General features: G+C 42.7%; 21 protein-coding genes. 9 read left to right on the forward strand and 12 right to left on the reverse strand.

Annotation, left to right across the window (positions count from 1 at the left end):
- Positions 1-132: 132 nt before the first annotated feature.
- Positions 133-768, forward strand: a complete 636-nt coding sequence (locus Q1B03_RS18560) for an FMN-dependent NADH-azoreductase (protein WP_299744981.1) — start codon at positions 133-135, stop codon at positions 766-768.
- A gap of 38 nt (positions 769-806) precedes the next feature.
- On the opposite strand, the gene Q1B03_RS18565 is transcribed toward Q1B03_RS18560, so the two are convergent.
- The 4 genes from Q1B03_RS18565 to Q1B03_RS18580 form a co-directional block, all read right to left on the reverse strand.
- A complete protein-coding gene (locus Q1B03_RS18565) occupies positions 807-2,081 on the reverse strand; it encodes an MFS transporter (RefSeq protein WP_299744984.1) in 1,275 nt (424 codons plus the stop codon).
- A 33-nt stretch (positions 2,082-2,114) separates the two neighbouring features.
- A complete protein-coding gene (locus Q1B03_RS18570) occupies positions 2,115-3,413 on the reverse strand; it encodes an alkaline phosphatase family protein (RefSeq protein WP_299745148.1) in 1,299 nt (432 codons plus the stop codon).
- 168 nt (positions 3,414-3,581) lie between these two features.
- Positions 3,582-4,373 (reverse strand): polymer-forming cytoskeletal protein, encoded by a 792-nt coding sequence (locus Q1B03_RS18575; protein WP_299744987.1) that lies wholly within the window; start codon positions 4,371-4,373, stop codon positions 3,582-3,584.
- A 25-nt stretch (positions 4,374-4,398) separates the two neighbouring features.
- Positions 4,399-5,034: a DUF4004 family protein gene (locus tag Q1B03_RS18580; RefSeq protein WP_299744990.1), complete on the reverse strand. Its 636-nt coding sequence runs from the start codon at positions 5,032-5,034 to the stop codon at positions 4,399-4,401.
- A 219-nt stretch (positions 5,035-5,253) separates the two neighbouring features.
- Between Q1B03_RS18580 and Q1B03_RS18585 the strand changes: the two genes are divergently transcribed.
- On the forward strand, positions 5,254-7,305 hold the full coding sequence (locus tag Q1B03_RS18585; protein ID WP_299744993.1) for a catalase: 2,052 nt from the start codon (positions 5,254-5,256) through the stop codon (positions 7,303-7,305).
- A 389-nt stretch (positions 7,306-7,694) separates the two neighbouring features.
- Positions 7,695-9,824, forward strand: coding sequence for an ATP-dependent Clp protease ATP-binding subunit (locus tag Q1B03_RS18590; RefSeq protein ID WP_299744995.1), 2,130 nt, complete (start codon positions 7,695-7,697; stop codon positions 9,822-9,824).
- Between the two features lie 138 nt (positions 9,825-9,962).
- Here the strand turns inward: Q1B03_RS18590 and Q1B03_RS18595 are convergent, their stop codons facing one another.
- Both Q1B03_RS18595 and Q1B03_RS18600 read right to left on the reverse strand, forming a co-directional pair.
- On the reverse strand, positions 9,963-10,475 hold the full coding sequence (locus Q1B03_RS18595; protein WP_299744998.1) for a CBO0543 family protein: 513 nt from the start codon (positions 10,473-10,475) through the stop codon (positions 9,963-9,965).
- A 116-nt stretch (positions 10,476-10,591) separates the two neighbouring features.
- A complete protein-coding gene (locus Q1B03_RS18600; RefSeq protein ID WP_299745001.1) occupies positions 10,592-11,365 on the reverse strand; it encodes a Cof-type HAD-IIB family hydrolase in 774 nt (257 codons plus the stop codon).
- A gap of 121 nt (positions 11,366-11,486) precedes the next feature.
- Here Q1B03_RS18600 and Q1B03_RS18605 point away from each other — a divergent pair, with 121 nt between their 5' ends.
- Positions 11,487-13,256 carry an ABC transporter ATP-binding protein gene (locus Q1B03_RS18605; protein ID WP_299745003.1) on the forward strand — a complete coding sequence of 590 codons (1,770 nt, stop codon included), beginning with the start codon at positions 11,487-11,489 and terminating at the stop codon, positions 13,254-13,256.
- Positions 13,253-13,576, forward strand: coding sequence for an MGMT family protein (locus Q1B03_RS18610; RefSeq protein ID WP_299745006.1), 324 nt, complete (start codon positions 13,253-13,255; stop codon positions 13,574-13,576). The genes Q1B03_RS18605 and Q1B03_RS18610 overlap by 4 nt, the downstream gene beginning before the upstream one ends.
- Positions 13,577-13,731: 155 nt before the next feature.
- On the opposite strand, the gene Q1B03_RS18615 is transcribed toward Q1B03_RS18610, so the two are convergent.
- Positions 13,732-13,914: a hypothetical protein gene (locus Q1B03_RS18615; RefSeq protein WP_299745009.1), complete on the reverse strand. Its 183-nt coding sequence runs from the start codon at positions 13,912-13,914 to the stop codon at positions 13,732-13,734.
- A 65-nt stretch (positions 13,915-13,979) separates the two neighbouring features.
- The gene (locus Q1B03_RS18620) at positions 13,980-15,602 is read right to left on the reverse strand and encodes an AarF/ABC1/UbiB kinase family protein (protein ID WP_299745012.1); all 1,623 of its coding nucleotides are present in this window, start codon (positions 15,600-15,602) and stop codon (positions 13,980-13,982) included.
- A 319-nt stretch (positions 15,603-15,921) separates the two neighbouring features.
- Here Q1B03_RS18620 and Q1B03_RS18625 point away from each other — a divergent pair, with 319 nt between their 5' ends.
- Positions 15,922-16,416: a DoxX family protein gene (locus Q1B03_RS18625; protein WP_299745014.1), complete on the forward strand. Its 495-nt coding sequence runs from the start codon at positions 15,922-15,924 to the stop codon at positions 16,414-16,416.
- Between the two features lie 96 nt (positions 16,417-16,512).
- On the opposite strand, the gene Q1B03_RS18630 is transcribed toward Q1B03_RS18625, so the two are convergent.
- The 3 genes from Q1B03_RS18630 to Q1B03_RS18640 form a co-directional block, all read right to left on the reverse strand.
- Positions 16,513-16,698, reverse strand: a complete 186-nt coding sequence (locus Q1B03_RS18630; protein WP_044339722.1) for a YfhD family protein — start codon at positions 16,696-16,698, stop codon at positions 16,513-16,515.
- A gap of 106 nt (positions 16,699-16,804) precedes the next feature.
- On the reverse strand, positions 16,805-16,930 hold the full coding sequence (locus Q1B03_RS18635; protein ID WP_079531092.1) for a YfhE family protein: 126 nt from the start codon (positions 16,928-16,930) through the stop codon (positions 16,805-16,807).
- Between the two features lie 71 nt (positions 16,931-17,001).
- Complete coding sequence (locus tag Q1B03_RS18640; RefSeq protein WP_299745036.1) at positions 17,002-17,907, reverse strand: TIGR01777 family oxidoreductase; 906 nt, start codon at positions 17,905-17,907, stop codon at positions 17,002-17,004.
- A 90-nt stretch (positions 17,908-17,997) separates the two neighbouring features.
- Between Q1B03_RS18640 and recX the strand changes: the two genes are divergently transcribed.
- Both recX and Q1B03_RS18650 read left to right on the forward strand, forming a co-directional pair.
- The gene (gene recX / locus Q1B03_RS18645; RefSeq protein ID WP_299745039.1) at positions 17,998-18,804 is read left to right on the forward strand and encodes a recombination regulator RecX; all 807 of its coding nucleotides are present in this window, start codon (positions 17,998-18,000) and stop codon (positions 18,802-18,804) included.
- Positions 18,805-18,847: 43 nt separating this feature from the next.
- Positions 18,848-19,261, forward strand: a complete 414-nt coding sequence (locus tag Q1B03_RS18650; RefSeq protein ID WP_299745041.1) for a hypothetical protein — start codon at positions 18,848-18,850, stop codon at positions 19,259-19,261.
- 43 nt (positions 19,262-19,304) lie between these two features.
- On the opposite strand, the gene Q1B03_RS18655 is transcribed toward Q1B03_RS18650, so the two are convergent.
- Positions 19,305-19,976, reverse strand: coding sequence for an SDR family oxidoreductase (locus Q1B03_RS18655; protein WP_299745044.1), 672 nt, complete (start codon positions 19,974-19,976; stop codon positions 19,305-19,307).
- 377 nt (positions 19,977-20,353) lie between these two features.
- On the opposite strand from Q1B03_RS18655, the gene Q1B03_RS18660 reads away from it, so the two are divergent.
- Positions 20,354-20,680, forward strand: coding sequence for a YfhH family protein (locus Q1B03_RS18660; protein ID WP_299745047.1), 327 nt, complete (start codon positions 20,354-20,356; stop codon positions 20,678-20,680).
- Positions 20,681-20,687 lie beyond the last annotated feature (7 nt).

A 20,687-nucleotide genomic window follows, 5' to 3' on the forward strand; every position in this document is an offset into this window, starting at 1 on the left:
AAACCTATGAACAATCGGATGTTGTCTATCAGACACATTCTTTTTTTTTCTGAGAGGTTCAAACCTTGGATAATTCCTTCTTTTTTTCACAAAATAATACAGCGGAAAATATGAGTAAAGGATGGATGCAGAATGGCAAAAGTATTATATATTACGGCACATCCCCATGATGATACTCAATCGTACAGCATGGCGGTGGCGAAAGCATTTATGGATACGTATAAAGAAGTGAATCCTGACGATCAAGTGGTTCACATTGATCTGTACCGAGAACATATACCCCATATTGACGCTGATGTGTTTAGTGGATGGGGGAAACTGCAAACGGGAAAAGGGTTTGAGGAGCTTTCATCGGAAGAAAAGTCGAAAGTGAATCGTCTGAATGAGTTAACAGAACAGTTTATTTCTGCAGATAAATATGTGTTCGTTACACCATTATGGAATTTCTCCTTCCCGCCGGTGATGAAAGCGTATATTGACTCTGTAGCGGTTGCCGGTAAATCGTTTAAGTATACGGAACAGGGACCGGTCGGATTACTGACAGACAAGAAAGCTATTCATATCCAGGCACGAGGTGGGATTTACTCAGAGGGTCCTGCAGCCGGCATGGAAATGGGTCATCGTTATCTGGACATCATCATGCAATTTTTCGGCGTACCTTCCTTCGAGGGTGTATTTGTAGAGGGGCATGCTGCTATGCCTGATAAAGCCCAGGAGATCAAAGAGAATGCCATTGCTAGAGCGAAGGATGCCGCTCAAACATTTTAAAAGGGAAGAGCCTGAACATATGCGTTCAGGCTCTCTTATTATACAATTGTTGGCTTCTCAATCTCATTTCCTTTCGGCTCAGGGACGAAGGCAAGAATGACAAGCCCGATGATAAAGAGGACGACAAGACTGAAGACTCCACTATTGGATTCACCTGTCACTTGGGCGGTGACCGCCACTAACAATGGCCCGAGGATCGAGGCGAACTTACCAAAGATATTATAGAAACCAAAGAATTCATTGGCATTTTTCTTCGGAATTAATTTTGCAAAGTATGCCCGGCTCAATGCCTGGATGCCACCTTGGGAAGAAGCAACGAGCATAGCGAGGATCCAGAAGTCCATTGTGGTCTCTAAAAAGTAAGCATAAATGCAAACGATGATATAAACGAATATCCCTACATACAACATCTTTTTCCCCGTGAATTTCTCTGCCAGCCTTCCGTAAAGAATTGCAAAAGGCCCAGCCACCACCTGAGTAACAAACAGGATGATCAAGAGATTAGTGGCTGTGATCCCAAGATCTGTACCGTATGCAGTGGACATCGTAATGATGGTGCCGACTCCATCAATATAAAAGAAATAAGCAAGAAGAAACAAAAATAGTGCACGATATTTCCTGATTTCTTTCATCGTTTTACCAAGACGCTTAAAGCTATTGGCAACGGGATTCTTTTCACGCTCGATAAAGTAGCGCTGATGGACATTTTTGATTAAGGGGATGGCAAAGAGTCCCCACCATAATGCAGTAATGATGAACGCGATTTTACTGGCGATGGTAACGGAGAAAGGAAGTACCCCATTTTGAGATAATATGATGATGGCGATGCTTATGATAAATGGTATTGTGCTCCCGATGTACCCGAATCCAAATCCACGGGATGACACCCTGTTCATTCGCTCTTCTGTCGTTACGTCGGTTAAAAAGGCATCATAGAAAACATTGGAGCCAGCTGATCCGACCGCTGCCACTGTATAAAAAATTAACAGAAGCAGCCACTGATCACTTGGAACGAAAGCAAGCAGGGCAGTAAATGAAACACCGAGGGCAAAGAAGAAGGTGAAAAATTTCTTCTTGTAGCCTTCATAATCAGCAATCGTTCCCAGAATCGGACCGATCATAGCGAGGATAAAGGTGGCAATCGCAATGGTGTACCCTAAATAAGCAGTCGAATTCGCGGCACTGACCCCTGCATTAGTAGCGGCAGCCTTATAAAAAAGCGGAAATACGGCTGTCGAAATGATAATGGAATAGGCTGAGTTTGCCCAATCATAAAAGATCCAGCTGCTTTCTTCTTTTGAGAAACGCTTCATTGTTTTTCCCCCTAAGGAAACAAAGTCTGTTCTTTATATATCCAGCAATTCTTCGATCACTTTTCCATCTGTTGCACCCAGACTAAGGCCGAGCAGGCGTGCCAGTGTCGGGCCTTCATCTACTAGGTGCATAAAAGGAATTTCAACATTTGACCGGATCCCTTTTCCGGCGGCCATGAAGGTGGTGGAGTAGTTTTCTTTTTCAGGAGAGTATCCGTGAGATCCATACGTATAACGCTTTTCCTTTACATCTTCCGGGGTGATGGTATGAATGAAGGATCCTTTAAGAGCATCTTTAAAATAAAATCCTATTCTTGCTTCAAGCATAAAGGTACAGTATCCATCGGCACCTTTTCTTCCGGCTTCTTCACCAGTGAGTATCTCTTCAATTCCATTGGAAGGATCCATTTGCAATTGCTCCAATAGGGATTGAACTGCTGGTTTCGTTTCAGAATCCTTCACGTACACATAGGCTGATCCATCACATCCTTTGCAATATGCTTTCCAGTCGGTTACCTTTCCCCTGGCATTCAATGTGATTAACCCATTTTCCTTGAAAAGGACGTTCAATTGAATTGCCTTTGATTCATCCAATGCACTATGATCTCCAAGAGCGACAATGGTTGACTGTTCATAGATGCCGTTTTCCTTTAATGCCCGAATGATTTTCCCTAATCGGGCATCATGACGTTGAATGGCGGCATGTGCTTCTTCTGAAGAAAACCCATGGTAATGACGTTGTGTATCAAGATCTGTAAAGTGGACAAGCAATAGGTTGGGTTTCTTTCTGATCGTTGCAACCGTCGATTCCAGAACGAAGTCATCAAGCTCCGGTTGATTAAGGCCATTACGGATGTGACCAAAGAGACGGTTCATGTGTAATTGATAGAGAGGACTGCCATTGAAAAGGGAAACAAGAATTTGGTTATGCCACGAGCGATTGGCGAAAATCTCCGGCATATTATAATCAATATCCCCTTTGGCTGTAACCGGCCACAGAAGAGCGGCTGTGGTCATCCGGGCTTTCTTTGCTTCGTCATATAAGGTGGTACCCTTAATAGCCCTTCTATGCCAATACCAATCCGGAGAAACCCGGCCAGGCTGAATGAGTGTATTATTCACTACACCGTGACGTTTAGGAAATTTACCGGTGACAATGGTGGCGTGACAAGGATAGGTCACAGAAGGGTAAATGGTTTCAACATTTTTGCAAAAGGACCCATGGGCAAGCAGTTCTTGAAAGTGAGGAAGATCCTTTAGAATGGGGTAATCCAAAGCAGATAAACAATCGAAAGATATGACAATCAGATGATCCGTAAGACGAGTCATAATGGCCTCCAGCTTTCGCGTAGGATTGTACTATATACCTATTAATATAGCAGAACATTCAGAATAAAAATATGAAATTTCGAGTATGCATGTTAATGAATCGTAAAGACGAAGATTTACATAAAAAAACAGAGATGGTAAAACCCTCCCTGCCCTTAGTTATACTAAAATTTATATCTTCACTTTTTCCCCGATTCGACTATCCTGCTTCACATCCAGGCTACCTGAATATTCAACCGTATTGATGTCACAATTCTCCCCGATCACAACATTCTTACCGCGAACCAGTTTAGCCTTCGTGTTTTCAAGATACACCTCGTCACCTTCGATCAGATCTGAAAATAGGTAATCTTCCTTTTGGAGAAAGAAGTTGACCACTTGTTTAATCAGTCCGTTCGAGTTATGGTGTTTCACTGCAATCGTTTCGCCACCGATTTCTTTAATGGAGGATTCGTGATTGATTTCGATTTGAATCCGGTCAGCGTTGAGGAGCCCCTCGATATGGACCGAGCCGGAAGAGGAGAAGGTTTCGACTTCACAATCCTTTTCAACTCTTAAAGAACCGCTTGCTTTAATCGATCCCCCTTGAATCTTTCCTCCAACCTTACATGAACCGCTCACCTTGAAATTTTTAAAGATGAGGTCTTTCAATACGTTGCTTGAACCACTTGTGTTCATTTCAGCAGCCATCACCGAGCCTTCATACTTGGAGCTTCCACTGGTCGTAATCGTTTCTGCTTTTGTATCACCTTTAATGGTAGAAGAACCGCTCGTTTTAATGTATCCAGCTTTTACGTCACCTGAAATCGTCCCGGAACCTGAAATTTTAAGCTCGTGGCAGTCGATGTCGCCAGCGATTTTTCCGCTTCCACTGATTTTTACTGCATCAAATTTTCCTCCGCCGGACGTACCGGATCCACTGATCTTCAAGTCATGCAGTTCTTTCTTTTCCATAGTATTCATTCATTTCTCCTCCAATTAAGGGAAGTTAGATCCCTTTTGTATTCGTTAACGTGATTTTCAATTCTTCCATCATCTGTTGTAAATCGAATCTCAATACAGTCTGTGCTAAATGGTCAACAAGCAATTTGGAATGTAGGGGAAGGAGCATCCATACATATTCCTCTTCTTTGCGAAGACCAACAAGTTCAAGGGAAGAATCTTTCAGTGGAGTGAACTTCTCATGAAGAAAAAGAAATAAGGTTTGCAGTTCTTCTCTTGGGACTTGTATCCTTTTCGCCTTCTCAATGATCAACATATTTAATATATCAGGAAACTCAAATCCCTTTCTTACCGGTAGAAATGCTGTGCAGAAGGATAAGGTATATTCCGACAGAATGTTATACGAAGGTAATTCATCTGCACTGATTTCAATCTTAGTTGGATTTGGTGAAAAGAAATCGGATAGTTCATCCAGTGAATAGTCATCTTTCATCTCTTTGATTGTATCGATACGTGAGAGCATTTTTTCCCTGGGAAAGAACGTTTCCTGACCAGTGAAGCTGGATTTCTTAATAAACCAACTCTCCGGAATAATGTTCTTTCGCTTCCAACGGTAAAGCTGGCCATACGAAATTCCGGTCAGTTCCAATACTTCCTTCTTAGATATAAGATCTGCCTCCAATGAGGGATCACCTCTTCTCTGTAACAAAACATTGTTACGTTACTTGATGATTAGTTTAACAGAACAATGTTACGTTAGTAAAGATGAATTTGTAAAATTTTCAAAAAACATCTCACTCCAAACTATCCAATAAATGTTTAATTATGAGCATCTAGGGTACAAAACAAACAGAAATGTTTTACATAGTAAACATTAATAACCGTTGAGAGGGATGAAAGAATGGGAGACGATCGCCGTACGAAAGTGAATGAGAAAAGCAAGGATGAACAGCTTGAACAGTATCGCGTAGAGGACGAAGGTAAGCATCTTACAACCAATCAAGGATTGAAGGTATCAGAAGATGAATTTTCCTTGAAAGCGGGAGAACGCGGACCTACCTTAATGGAGGATTTCCACTTCCGTGAGAAGATGACTCACTTTGACCATGAGCGTATACCGGAGAGGATTGTCCATGCCCGGGGTTTTGCGGCACACGGAGAGTTCGAACTCTATGATTCCATGAAAGAATATACACGAGCTAAATTTCTTCAGGACACATCAACGAAAACCCCTGTCTTTGTTCGTTTTTCCACTGTGGCGGGATCTAAGGGGTCCGCAGAAACTGTGCGTGATGCACGTGGATTTGCTACGAAATTTTATACGGAAGAAGGCAATTATGATCTTGTAGGAAACAATATTCCTGTGTTCTTTATTCAAGATGCGATTAAATTCCCGGATCTTGTTCATGCTCTTAAACCGGAACCACATAATGAAATGCCTCAAGCAGCTTCTGCCCACGATACATTCTGGGATTTTGTAGCGAATAACCAGGAGTCCGCTCACATGGTCATGTGGGCAATGTCCGATCGGGCAATTCCACGCAGTCTCCGTATGATGGAAGGATTCGGTGTCCATACATTCCGACTGGTGAACGCTTCGGGGAAGGCCCATTTTGTGAAGTTCCACTGGAAGCCTGTATTGGGAACTCACTCTCTCGTTTGGGATGAGGCTCAGAAGATCAACGGGAAAGACCCGGATTTCCACCGCCGTGATTTGTATGAATCCATCGAAAATGGAGATTATCCAGAGTACGAGCTGGGAATTCAGCTCATTAAGGAAGAAGATGAGTTTAACTTTGACTTTGATGTTCTTGATCCTACCAAGCTATGGCCTGAAGAAGAAGTTCCTGTGAAAATCGTTGGGAAAATGACCTTGAATCGCAATGTAGACAATGTATTTGCAGAAACAGAGCAAGCGGCTTTCCATCCAGGATCCGTTGTTCCCGGAATTGATTTCTCTAATGATCCTTTACTACAAGGACGCTTATTCTCCTATACTGATACACAATTGATCCGACTCGGTGGACCTAACTTCCATGAGCTTCCGATTAACCGACCGGTGTGCCCATTCCATAATAATCAGCGTGATGGATATGGCCGTCAAACGATTAACAAGGGTCAGGTGAGCTACCATAACAACTCACTTGCTAAAAATACACCAGCCCCTGCGAGTCAGGAAGAAGGAGGCTACACTCATTACCAGGAGAAGATGGAAGGGCGTAAAGTCCGGGCAAGAAGTGAAAGCTTCAAAGATCACTTCTCACAGGCTACTCTTTTCTGGAACAGCATGAGTGAGCCCGAGAAGGAGCATATCATCCAAGCCTTCAGTTTCGAGCTTGGAAAAGTGAAGAGCAAATCGGTTCAACAGCAGGTAGTCGACATGTTTGCCAATGTAAGCCTGGATCTGGCAAAAGGCTTTGCAGAAGCGATAAGCGCGAAAGTTCCTAGCAGAGAAGGTTCAAAAGTAACCAAATCCTCTCCAGCCTTAAGCCAGGAAAATACGATCAAGAAACCTGCTACCCGTAAAGTAGGGGTCATCGTAGGAAACGGCTTTAAAGGGGAAGAGGTGAAAATGGTTCTATCGGCACTTAAAGAGGATGGCATCCAGCCGGAGATCATCAGTGACAAGCTGGGGATGAGAAAAGGGGATGACGGTACGGAGCTTGAAGTGGACCATACCTTCTTAACAGGGGAATCTGTATTGTTTGATAGCCTTTATGTAGTAGGTGGAGAGGATGTAGATAAAAAGTTCTCTCAAGATACGACCTACTTTGTCAAAGAAGCGTATTCTCACTTCAAACCGATCGGTGCTACGCATCAGGGCACCAACTGGCTGGAAGAAGCAGGTGTCAGCGGCTCAGGTGTGGTAACTGGGGAAGACATGAAGTCATTTGCGAAAGAATTCACAGTAGCCATCTCAGCACATCGTCATTGGGATCGCGAATTAGTATAAGATTTAATAGGCAGCAAGTGGAGTAATTCTCTCTCTACTAGTTGAGAAGTGCTAGATCTGATCATTCAGGTCTGGCATTTTTTATATAATGAAAAACCAAGCCAGTGTAAGTCAATTCCCACTTTTGCATCGTCCAAGTCAATCACTTGATTCACTTCGTTGCACCTACTATACTCTGCAATCAACAGGCCAATCAGCCACTGAAAATGAAAAAATTCCCATAAGCAAAAATCTTGAAAGTCAAAAAAGGTCAAAGTATACTATGTTTGTAAGGTCAAAGAAAGTCAAAGTCGAACTCAGCTTAAACGAATACTAAACACACTGACCTTATCCATAATACAATCTACAAAACTATTTATATAAAACACTACTGCAGGAGGTAATGTTTAATGAAATGCCAAGTATGTCAACACAATCAAGCAACAGTTGAAGTGTATAAGCAAGTGAATGGTCATAAGTCCAGTATGAAGATGTGTTCAACTTGCTTTCAAAAGCAGCAAACGCCTTCTGGAATACATGGAGGATTTCCGTTTGATGAGTTGTTCAAAGGGATGAGCATGGGTGGAAACCAAAATCATGGCTTCCACAATCAGCAATCATCTCCTCAAACCCAAGGCGGAAATGGAGGAAATGGCGTTCTCGATCAGTTTGGACGCAATGTGACAGGAGCAGCCAAAGCTGGTTTGATTGACCCGGTTATCGGAAGGGACAAAGAAGTGGATCGCGTCATTGAAATTTTAAATCGCCGTAATAAGAATAACCCTGTACTCATCGGTGAGCCCGGCGTGGGTAAAACAGCTATCGCTGAAGGGTTGGCCCTTAAAATTGTAGAAGGTGATGTACCATCCAAGTTATTAAATAAAGAAGTGTATGTAATGGATGTTGCTTCACTAACTGCCGGTACAGGGGTTCGCGGTTCTTTTGAAGAACGTTTAAAAGCCATCATCAGCGAACTTCAGAATAGAAAGAACGTGATGTTATTTATTGATGAGATTCATCAATTAGTTGGGGCGGGTTCCGCAGAAGGCTCCATGGACGCAGGAAACATTCTAAAACCTGCTTTAGCCCGGGGTGAACTGCAAGTAATCGGGGCTACGACATTGAAGGAGTACCGCCAAATTGAAAAAGACGCAGCACTCGAGCGTCGTTTCCAGCCGGTCTTGGTCAATGAGCCGACAACTGAAGAAGCTATTGAGATCCTTAGAGGATTAAAAGATAAATATGAAAACTATCATGGAGTCAAGTTTACAGACGAGGCCATTGAGGCTTGTGTGAAACTATCCCATCGATATATTCAGGATCGATTCTTACCGGATAAGGCCATTGATTTAATGGATGAAGCAGGTTCTAAAGTCAATCTGCAGTCAGAGGGTAAAGACAAGACTGCCATCCTAAAAAAATTGAACGATGTAAGAGAGAAGAAGGATCTGGCAACAAAAGAAGAGAACTATGAACAAGCTGCCATCCTTCGCGATCAAGAAGCAGAATTAGAAAGACAAATTAGTGAAGGTGGGTCAGACTCTAAAGCATTTGTAGAAAGAGAACTGATTCAGACGATCGTTGAATCGAAAACGGGTATTCCTGTTGGGAAGCTGCAAAGTGATGATCGAAAACGAATGAAAGCACTGGAAGAAAACCTGGCGGGTAAAGTAATCGGACAGGAAGAAGCAGTGAGAAAAGTAGCGAAAGCGATCCGCCGCAGCCGTGCAGGATTGAAGGCGAAGCATCGTCCAATTGGTACTTTCCTCTTTGTAGGACCAACAGGTGTAGGTAAAACAGAATTAACGAAAACACTGGCAGAAGAGTTATTCGGCTCTAAAGATTCCATGCTTCGATTAGATATGAGTGAGTTTATGGAGAAACACTCAGTATCTAAACTGATCGGTTCACCTCCAGGCTATGTAGGTCATGAGGAGTCAGGTCAATTGACTGAAAAGGTAAGAAGGAACCCTTATTCAATCATTCTCCTGGATGAAATTGAGAAAGCACATCCGGATGTTCAGCATATGTTCCTGCAAATTCTTGAAGATGGACGTCTCACCGACAGTCAAGGTAGAACGGTCAGCTTTAAAGAGACTGTGATCATCATGACAAGTAACGCAGGTGTGACGGACAAGAAGGAAGCAGTGGTCGGTTTTAACACAGGCGGCACAGATGCGATTAAAGAAACGAATATTCTGCAATCACTCGGTGCCTACTTTAAGCCGGAGTTCCTGAACCGTTTTGACAGCATCATTGAATTTGAATCTCTTGACAAAGGAGAGCTTCTTCAAATTCTTGACCTTATGCTTGACGAGTTGAAGGTTGAACTAAAAGAGCAGGGGATTACTGTCACCATCGACGAAGATGCGAAGAGTAAACTCGTTGAACTGGGATATCATCCTGAATTCGGTGCACGCCCATTACGTCGTGTGATCCAGGAAAGAGTGGAAGATAAAATCGCTGACTTACTTCTTGATGAAGATGGCATAACCAACGTAGTCATTTCACTTGAAAACGATGAGATCATCGTCAAATAAGAAAAGAAGCATCCTTTTGGGTGCTTCTTTTTCTATTCTTTCCTCTTCAAAAAAGTGATATATACTGCCATAGCTAAATAAACTCCTAAAACTAAGACAATAAATACAGGGGTCGAAAAGGAAGTCATAAAAACACCCTCACTTTAGATCTTGTAAAGACGGATGGAAAACGAGTAATAAAATCGCGATTATAGGTACGGAAATAATGATGGCAAGTAACGGTCTTTTATGGTGCAATCCTAAGATTGTAAACATGATGACATTAAAAAGTGCAGACCATCCTAAATTCCAGCCATTTTCATAAAGGAACAGTCCTTTTTTATGAAAAAGGTATTCCAATAACGTGAAGTAAGCAATCCAGCAGGCAAGATACAGCCATTTCTTTTTTCTATATGGAAAATAACGAAGAAAGATCATGATGACGACAGGAATGATAAAAAAAGTGAAAACGAGATCAATAAACGTATGATTAAGCCAATCGACCGTCACAGCTTTATATTCCCAAAGTGTATGGTTATAAAAGAGCACGTTATAGGAGAGATTGCAAATAATATAATATTGAACCGTTGGATAATACTCCCTCCAGCGTTTCCAATCAACAAAAAGCTTGGCGAAAATAAGATAAACAACCACTACCAGAATTAGATACATATTGAGTACAATCCTTGTTTTTGTTACTCAGTATGGACTTATCGGAGGTGGAATAGACCTTCTGAATAGATAAAGTGCCTGATTCTCATTGAATCAGGCACTTTAATAGGGTTGTTTTATTCCTTTTCTGCCAGTACTCTATCAATCGCCTGGGCAACACCATGATCTGTATGGAGGCCAGTGACCCAGTCAGCGGCTTCCTTCACGGCTTCCTGTGCGTTCCCCATCGCCACTCCGAATCCGGCTTCACGAATCATGGCTATATCATTCATACTGTCCCCGACCGCCATGACTTGATCCATGGAAAGGTCCAGCCATTTGCAGACCTTGACCAAAGCTGCGGCCTTATTGACCCCTGCAGGATTGATTTCAATATTCGTCGGCGAAGAATTGGTGATTTCCAGTGCTTCATTTTTCACCAGCTCGTCCATCATGACTTTGCGGACGTCATCATCCTGAATATCGAATCCAAACTTCAGCCAGTTATAGGTATCGATTTCCTGATCAAAAGGCTTATTCGTATTGAATAGTCCTTGGGAAGTGGAAGACCAGAAGTATACATCATGCTCTTCTTTTAATTTCCAAAGCTGTTTCACAAGATCAAGATCAAGTGGGATACTGTCTACTAGATTGTATTCATGATCGTAAATTTCCCCGCCATTTACAGTCACCAGATAAGATGAACGGCCAAGCTCATCTGAAATATCCCGGCATGTGAAAAGGGAGCGGCCAGTACTTAATACCACATGAATCCCTTTCTCCTTCGCACGCTGAATGGCTTGTGCGTTTTCAGGAGATACCTCTCCTTCGTGATTTACGAGTGTTCCATCCATATCCAGGGCAATTAATTTAATATCCATCATACCTATCACGTCCTTTAATTCATTCATCTCCAGTGTAATATAATTGGAGCAAATCTTCTAGGGAGCCGACTTAGTGAAGGTATTATTTCCTAAGTACTGTACTTCATATTACAATAGAAAAGAGTATCTATTTGAGAGGGAGAGAACAATGGAGTCTACATATGAAAAGGGTAAGTGGAAGCAGCTTATTACTTTAATAAAGGAAACCGATCCACCGAAAACCCTGTTTGGCATTTCTTTATTCTTGAGCCTACTTACAACGATTGCGGGACTTGCTATACCTTTATTAACAAGTAAGTTGATCGATGACTTCAGTTTAGATTCGTTAAGCAAAGGGGTCATCATAGGCATGATCGCTGCCTTTTTTGTTCAAGCGATTGCGGGAGGTGTGTCTGTTTACATATTGGCGAGGGTCGGGCAGCACGTGATCGCTTCCTTGAGAGAGAAGCTTTGGAGAAAATTACTGGTTCTACCCGTTCCTTATTATGATTCGCATGAAACGGGTGACTCGGTCAGCCGTATGACCAGTGATACGGGAGTGATCAAAAACTTGATCACCGAGCATCTGACAGGCTTTATTACAGGGATCATTTCTGTAATAGGTGCCATCATCGTGCTGTTTTATTTAGATTGGCCTCTTACCTTGGTGATGTTTTCAATCATTCCACTATCATTATTATTTCTTATCCCGATAGGCAAAAAGATGGCTGATATCTCAAGGGGATTGCAAACCGAGACTGCAAGTTTCTCGGCTATCTTAACGAGAGTCCTTTCGGAAATCCGTCTCGTGAAGTCATCCAATGCGGAGGGGATTGAATTTCAAAAAGGTCAAACAGGAATCAAGAAGCTTTATGTCCTCGGATTAAAAGAAGGGATCATACAAGCGTTAATGTCGCCGGTCGTTTCTTCTTTAATTATCATCGTTCTTGTCCTAATCATTGGGTTCGGTGGTATTCGAGTGACTTCTGGGGCCATGACGGCCGGGGAGCTTGTTGCTTTCTTTATCTACCTCTTTCAGATTATCATGCCGATCACCCAGATCATCGTGTTTGTAACTCAATTCCAGAAAACTGTGGGAGCAACAGAGAAAGTGTTATCGATTCTCAATTTAGAGGAAGAAAACCTTGAGGATGGAAGGTCCGTTCCTCAAACAGATCGTGCCCTGGTTCTTAATGGCGTGACGTTTGGGTATGAAGAGGGGGAGAAGGTGTTAAAGGATGTGACGATAAGGGCTGAAAAAGGGAAAGTTACGGCCATCGTAGGTCCGAGTGGAAGTGGGAAAACGACACTTTTTTCATTGATAGAGCAGTTCTATAAGCCCCAGCAAGGAGCCATTCTCTTGGGGGAAGATACAATCAGCTCATACTCGCTAAAATCATGGCGGGAACTTCTTGGCTACGTCTCCCAGGATAGTCCGGTCTATTCAGGCACAATAGGGGACAATATCTCTTACGGGCTCGATGGGGATATATCAGAGGAAAAGATGATTGCCGCTTCAAAAATGGCCTATGCCCATGAATTTATTAAGGAACTCCCTAACGGTTATCAAACAGAAGTAGGAGAAAGAGGAATCAAGCTTTCAGGAGGACAGCGACAACGACTTGCCATCGCAAGAGCCCTATTGAGGGATCCTGATATCCTCATGCTGGATGAAGCCACTTCAAGCCTGGATAGTCAATCAGAAATTGTCGTTCAGGAAGCCCTAAAGAACTTAATGAAGGGACGAACCACCCTCGTGATTGCCCATCGCTTATCCACCATCGTGGATGCCGATCAAATTGTCTTTTTAGAAAAAGGAAAGGTGACCGGAGTGGGGACACATGAGGAATTGTTTACTTCCCATGCTTTATACCGCGACTTTGCGAGACAGCAGTTAAGGGTAGGGGAGCATCCTGATGCAGGAAGTAAATTAACATGAAACCTTTTACTGAACGAGTTGTAAAAATCATACAGAGCATCCCTTCTGGAAAAGTGATGACGTACGGTCAAATAGCTTCATTTGCAGGCAGTCCAAGAGCTGCCAGGCAGATCGTACGGATTCTTCATTCCATGAGTGAAAAGTATAAACTTCCCTGGCACCGGGTTTTGAATAGCAAGGGGGAAATTGGATTCGGGGATGAAGAGCAAGCGATGACCCAAAGGCTATGTTTGGAAGCTGAAGGGGTTCATTTCATAGGGAAGAATCGGATCAGGTTAGAGGAGTATCGGTATGAGCCCGAACCGGAGTGGGACATTTAATGATAAGGGTGATCAATTCCAATAATTTCAAAATGACGCATAAATTACTCCTCACCTCAAAATTGCATAGCTAAAAAGTTAATTTCTATTGGTTCAGGCTAACGGTACCGGCCGATTCCATTGTGGCATCTCTATGTCAAAATCTTAACCAGGCTTCAATCAAGAAAGCCGAAAACAATGACAAATAAAGATGTAAGGGCTGTGAATCCAATGATCACGTATCCGATGATCCGGATTCCCAATGGCAGACTCCCCATTTCGGGTTTACTCATGGAGGCTCCTTCGATTTTTGACAAATGGTCAGTTACATCATTAAACGGTTTTTTAGGATTTGTCATGGTATCCCTCCTTTCTATATTTTACCATAAAAAAGGTAACCTAAATTCAAGGTTACCTTTTTTTATTAATTCAGCTGTCCATTCCTAAGTCTCTTCAGCCAACGTTTTTGTCGGAAGCTGATAAACAAATAACCAACTAAACTTAATCCAGATACGACGAAACTACCTTGCCAAATGAAATCCACGTCGAATCCCATTCCTGTGAAGGCGCCAACACCACTGAAGAGTAGAAGGATGAAAGCCTGCTTCTTCTGGTTTTCAAATACCACAAATTGAAACTCATTTTGCTGATGATGATCCTTTTGCTCGAGTGCTTTTTCCGGTACGTCCAGGAGCTGACGGACTTTTTGCACCGTTTGAAACAAGGGCTGAGCACTTATCCATTTCATGAGAAGCTCCCACTTGTTTGTGTTACTATCCTTTATCCAATCCATGAAGGCGGGTTTGACGACATCGAGGGTTTCCTCATCGGGACTCAATGTATGGACAAGTCCTTCTATGGTTGCAAAAGACCGACCTAAAAAGATAAACCGGGTAGGCACTTGTACAGGTAATGATTTCACCATATCATTTATTTCTTTCTTCACGGTTAGCAGATCCATCTGTTTGAACTGCTCCATATCGAGTGTGACAAACTCCTTTAGTACGGGTTCTATCGTTTTCGGACTTGCATCAGGAAGCAAGAACCCTAATTGAGCCAGCGCTTCTGCTGCTTTCCGGAAATTTTTTAGTAGGATTCCTTCCAGAAGATCTTGAAAGTGAGTGGAATCTCTCTTCGAAATTTCCCCGATCATTCCGTAATCAAGGAGAACGAAGGTACCATCCGGTTGAAGCAGTATATTCCCTGCATGTGGGTCGGCATGGAAGATTCCTGGCTCGAGCCATTGGGGAATGAAGAGGCGAAACAATTCCTGAGCTAACTTCTGACCGTCCAATCCATACGACTCAAATGCTTTTCGGTCATTCAATCGAACGCCATCCACCCACTCCATCACCAATACTTTATCTGTACAAAGTTCAGGGTACATAGCAGGAATCTTCACGTTAGGATGGTCCTTGAACCGCTGCTTAAATGAAATGGCCGTGTTCATTTCCTTTGAAAAGTCGAGCTCTTGCTCGATGACCAGCTTCAATTCCTGATAAAGCATTTTGAAATCAATGAACCCTTTTGGAACAGGTGCGAAATGTCTGGCAAACCAAATAATGATGGCAAGGGAGCGGAAATCCGTCTTCACCAGGGAAGGAATCTCAGGGCGCTGCACCTTGATAGCTGCTTGCTTACCATCTGACAGCGTCGCCTTATATACTTCTCCTATAGAAGCTGATGCAACAGCTTCCTGGTCGATGGCCTGAACCTTAGTAGTCACTGAGCTGTCCCATTCACGTTCCAGAACCCTTTCAATCTCCTCCCATGGTGAAGGAGGAACGTGATCGACCAGATCCTGTATTTGATTAATAAATCCTCTCGGCAGTAAATCCTCACGTATACTGAGGAGCTGTCCAACCTTGATCAAAACACCATTTAATTCAAATAAGGTCTCTTTAAACTCTTTTCCTATCTTTTCCCAAAGCTTATCTTTCTCCGATTGGGACTTACCGCGAAGACGGTACCAATAGACTCTTACTACGATGGAAAGAGCCAGTGATAGTACCTTCCACATTCTCCAAAACTTCTTCTCTGACTTCATCGTTTCATCCCCCGTAACTGGACTATCTCTATCTATTATGTAATACGGATAAAAAAGAAGAAAGTTTCTCTAACTTATAATCAAAATATTACATTTTTTTCATTCGATTTTTATGGTATTTTGACACCTTTGTGAACTGCTTAAAAGCCTATTGCAATAAGGAGGGAGAAGAGGTATATTATAAGTGTAAAGGGAATGTGAAAAATTTCACAAACAAAACAACTATCAAATCGAAACCATCACAAACTTTGATCAACTGTTTTTTTAATCACACTTGTGAAATATTTCACAATATACATCCAAAAGGAGATGATCCATCATGAGATGGTGGGAAAATCAAAAGGTGAGCATGGTTTGGACAGTGATTAGAATTTGGTTGGGCGTTCAGTGGCTGGAAGCGGGTTGGCACAAAGTGAATGATGGTTTTGATGCAACCGGCTTCTTGCAAGGAGCATTGGCTAAGGCGACGGGAGATCATCCAGCCGTTCAAGGGTGGTACGCAGAATTTCTAAAAGGGTTCGCTATTCCCAATGTAGATTTATTCAACATCTTGATTCCTTGGGGAGAAGTGCTGGTGGGAGCTGGTTTGATTGTCGGATTCATGACAATACCTGCACTAGTCGCAGGAGCATTCATGAACTTAAATTTCTTATTGGCGGGTACAGTGAGCACGAATCCAGTTCTCTACACAGTTGCCATCATACTTCTATTTGCCGGCAGAGGGGCTTTCTGTTGGGGAGCTGACCGATGGGTGTTACCATACCTGAAACATATGGTTCTTCCTAAACAGCATAAAAAGCCGATCGTGGTATGATAGTACGTTTAATTAAAACCACCCATGATGGTTTCTCATGGGTGGTTTCTTAATGAATTCCTCAGAACCTATCTTTTTTTACCTACAGGGAGTGCACTATTGGTTTTTCTTCACTCGTGCACGCTGGTTGGCAGCATTGGCGCGAGCTTGTGCTTCCATATCAGCCTGGTCGGCAAGTTCACGTGAGAACTCTTCGTCAACACCGTCAGATTTGAGCTGAGCGGGTGTTTGTGGCAAGCTGTTTTTGTTTCCTCGTTTACTATTTCCGCGTGATCTGCCCAATATGAACATCCCCTTTTCAGTTGGTTAAAAAAATAAAGGTACAGACTAAGGAGTCTGTACCTTTATTCTTCTTCAAAGTAAGGGTTTTTAGTTAGGTAATAATTGTCTATCTATGGGCTTTGGAGCTGAAGCCGCCTGCACGATCAGCTGCTTTGAATTCTCGTGAATACGTTACTTCCTGGGCACTGGATAGAACCGATTTGTTTTTGTCTTTCTTTTTCTTATTATCCATTCGTATGTACATCCCTTCTTTTCAAGATTACTTCTATTTTTGCCTTGAAAAGAAGGGGGCATACCTGTGTTTTAATGATAAATGTCAATCAAGGCACTTTTTAATTCAGGGTATTCAAATTGAAAACCGTTTTCTGAAAGGACACTCGGAAGTACTTTTTGGCCTTCTAGCACTAAGGCGCTCATTTCACCCATTGCTACTTTTAAAGCAAGGGAAGGGACAGGAATCCAGTGTGGCCTGCCAAGCACGGCCCCGAGTGTTTTCCCGAATTCTTTCATGGTAACGGGAGAGGGTGCTGTCACATTCACCGGTCCAGAGATGGATTGTGTTTTAACAATGAAATGCACCGCTCTTGCAATGTCTTTAATATGGACCCACGACATCCATTGGTCACCGGACCCAACCGTTCCTCCCACAAACATTTTATAAGGAAGAGCGATACGAGGGAGGGCGCCTTCCTCCTCTCCCAGTATAATTCCGAAACGAGCATATGCAACCCGGATATCCAACTGATTCGCCTTGCTCGCTTCTTTTTCCCATATTTGAACGGTTTCTCCTAAAAAGTTGTCTGCCGTTTCCGTTGACGCTTCCGTATACGTATTCGTTTTTGAAGAAGGATAGTAGCCGATTGCACTTGCGTTAATAAGACACGCGGGTTTCTCTTTCAGTGCCTTAATAATGTTCATTACCTCTTGAGTCGAGTTGATTCGGCTATTGATGATTCGTTTTTTACGCTCATCCGTCCAGCGGCCGCTGTTGATGGATTCCCCTGCAAGGTTAATGAAGGCTTGGATTCCTTCGAGCGCATCTTCAGGTTTCGCACCGTCGGACAGCCATTTTACGTAGGTAACACCTGAACGATTGTCGTATTTATCCGGGTTCCGGGTAAGTATCATTACTTCGTGATGGTGTTCGAGAAGTTCATCCGTCAAAGCCTGACCGACAAAACCCGTACCACCTGTTATAGCGATCTTCATCATCATCCCTCCAATATACATATTATTTTACCTATCTACAGAATAAAAAACATATGCTGAATGTGTTAGGATTACTATGAGGTGGAAAAAATGGGTAAGATTACGAAAATAACGAAGCAAGTAAAGAACGATGAGCGTTACAATTTATTTATAGATGGAAAATATTCTTTCAGTGTCGATGAAGCAGTATTGGCGAAGTTCCAGCTCAGAAAAGGATTGGAAGTCGATGAGCTTGAAATCTCCGAGCTACAGTACGAAGACGATGTGAAAAAAGCATTCAATAAAGCCATTCAGTATTTAGCCTATCGAATGCGTACGGAAAAAGAAATTAGGGACCATTTACAAGAAGGTGATCCTGAAGATGGCGTCATACAGGAAGTGATTCATAAATTAAATGATATTAAATACATCAATGATTTAGAATTCGCCCACGCTTTTGTCGGGACCCACATGAATACCTCTGATAAGGGTCCGACATGGATCCGCGGGGAATTAAGAAGAAAAGGGGTGGATGACCCTTATATCGAAGAGGCCCTTGCTGTATTTACCGAAGAGAAGCAGGTAGACAAGGCGGTCGGACTAACCGAAAAACTTCTTCAAAAGTACCGGAAAGATTCCAAAATGATCGCCAGGCAAAAAATTGAACAAAACCTGATGCGAAAAGGTTATCCTGGTTCTGTCATGAAAATTGTCTGGGAGACAGTGGAATCTGATCGTGATGACGATGAAAAATGGGATGCCGTCTATCACCAAGGGCTAAAGGCTCATAGAAAACTTAGTTCTAAATATGATGGATATGAGTATGTCCAAAAAATGAAACAAACGCTATATAGAAAAGGTTTTTCAATGGAGGACATTGAAAGACTTTTAGAAGAGTTAAAAGAAAATGAAGAATGATCTTTGGTTTTCAAGATAGAGTGAACTACAAGGGGGAAGCCTGGTGGAGATTTTCACGATACTATTTGCTTGTTTAACACTGTTGCTGCTAATCGGTACGACTAAAAAATTTAAGCTATATGCAGGTGGATTAGTGGTGGGGGCAGCCATTCTATTTATTATTGGTGAAATCATCATTAAAGTCCAAACTGGCTTCTATTCACTGGGGAAACAAGAGTGGTATAACCTAGGATACGCCGAAACCATGGGGAAATGGGTGATGCCATTTTTTATTTTGGGTTTGACGATCTTCTTCATCCTCGTGAACACCCGGATGATTCAGCAGTTTCTAAAAAGAAAAGACGGTATCCGCTGGGTTTGGATGGCATTTTTAGTGGTTATTGATGCATTCGCTGTATTTTTAGTGCCAGTGTTATTATTTATCGTGGCCTTTATATTCTTCCCCTTTGCTCCATAAATGAGAAGGCAGTCTTCGTTGAGGGAAGGCTGCCTTTTGAGGCTTATTTTTTTGATTCAATGACGATTTCGTCTTTTTCTTTGTATTCATTCACAATCAATTCAGCTACTTCTTTAGGGGAGCGAAGCCTTGATGGATCACTGATATGATCACTGTTCTCCCAAAATGGAGTATTCATCCCACCCATATACGCATTCACGATGCGAAGATTTGAATCCTCGTACTCCTTCTGTAAACTTTCACCAAATCCTCTCAGAGCAAACTTACTCGCTACATACAATGATTCGTTCTTTTTACCTCTAAGGCCAGCTGTTGAAATAATGTTAATGATGGTGCTATTTTGGGCCAGTTGATTTAGCAGTGCCTTGGTAAGTCGAATGGGACCCAGTGCATTCGTTTCAAACATGCTTACTAATTCCTCATCGTCCGTATCCTTGAAGGGGCCGAAATAACCTATCCCTGCGTTATGTATGAGTAGTTCTACATGTTGGCCCTGGAGGTGAGTTTCACTGAATTGTTGAATGGCACCAGTTGAACGTATATCCAACGTGGCAAAAGAAACCTTTCCGCCTATGCTTTCGATTTCTGCTGCCGCTTCGTTTAAGCGGTCTTCCGTTCGTCCAAGAAGGAAGATATGATATCCTTGCTGGCTAAGAAGTTTTCCTAATTCTTTTCCGAGGCCCGAGCCTCCTCCTGTGATGATGGCTGTTTTCATGAAGGTAACATCCTTTCTCGTGAATGTGGTTAGATGATTGTCCGAAGTGCTTGTCGGGTCTACCGAGCCGTCTCCGCTTTTCTTATTGTCCAGCTCCAGCGGCTAGCCCCTCGAGGTCATAAGCCGCGATGGCCAAAAAGGCAAAGAACGCCTTTTCAGCCATCCCGTCTTATGCTTGTCGGGGCTGACCAAGCCGCTTCCGCTTTTCTTATTGTCCAGCTACGACTCCTAGCCCCTCGAGATCACTTTTTAAAAATCCCATAAGGCAAAGAGCGCCTTTTGGGATTTTCCAAAAGTGCTTGTCGGGTCTACCCAGTCGTCTCCGCTTTTCTTATTGTATCATTTTCTCTATACTACTATTAGTAGAGGTGATGAAGATGGAACAAGAGAGAAGATATAGTGAGATGACGGAGCATGAGTTAAAGCAGGAAATTGCTTCGTTGAAGGAAAAGGCAAGAAAGGCTGAACAGCTGGGGATTGTGAATGAGTTTGCCGTATTGGAGCGAAAGGCTCTTATGGCCCAGGCTTATTTAATGGATCCTGACAGCTACAAGCCTGGTGGAATCTACGCGATAGAAGGAGATCCCGGTACATATTTCAGAGTGGACTACTTAAACGGGGTATTCGCTTGGGGATATCGCTTGGGTGGCGATGGAAAAGAAGAGGCTTTGCCTATCTCCCTTTTAGCTGGAGAAAAGAAATAATGAAGAG

The organism is uncultured Rossellomorea sp. (assembly GCF_947488365.1).
Classification (GTDB): Bacteria; Bacillota; Bacilli; order Bacillales; family Bacillaceae_B; genus Rossellomorea.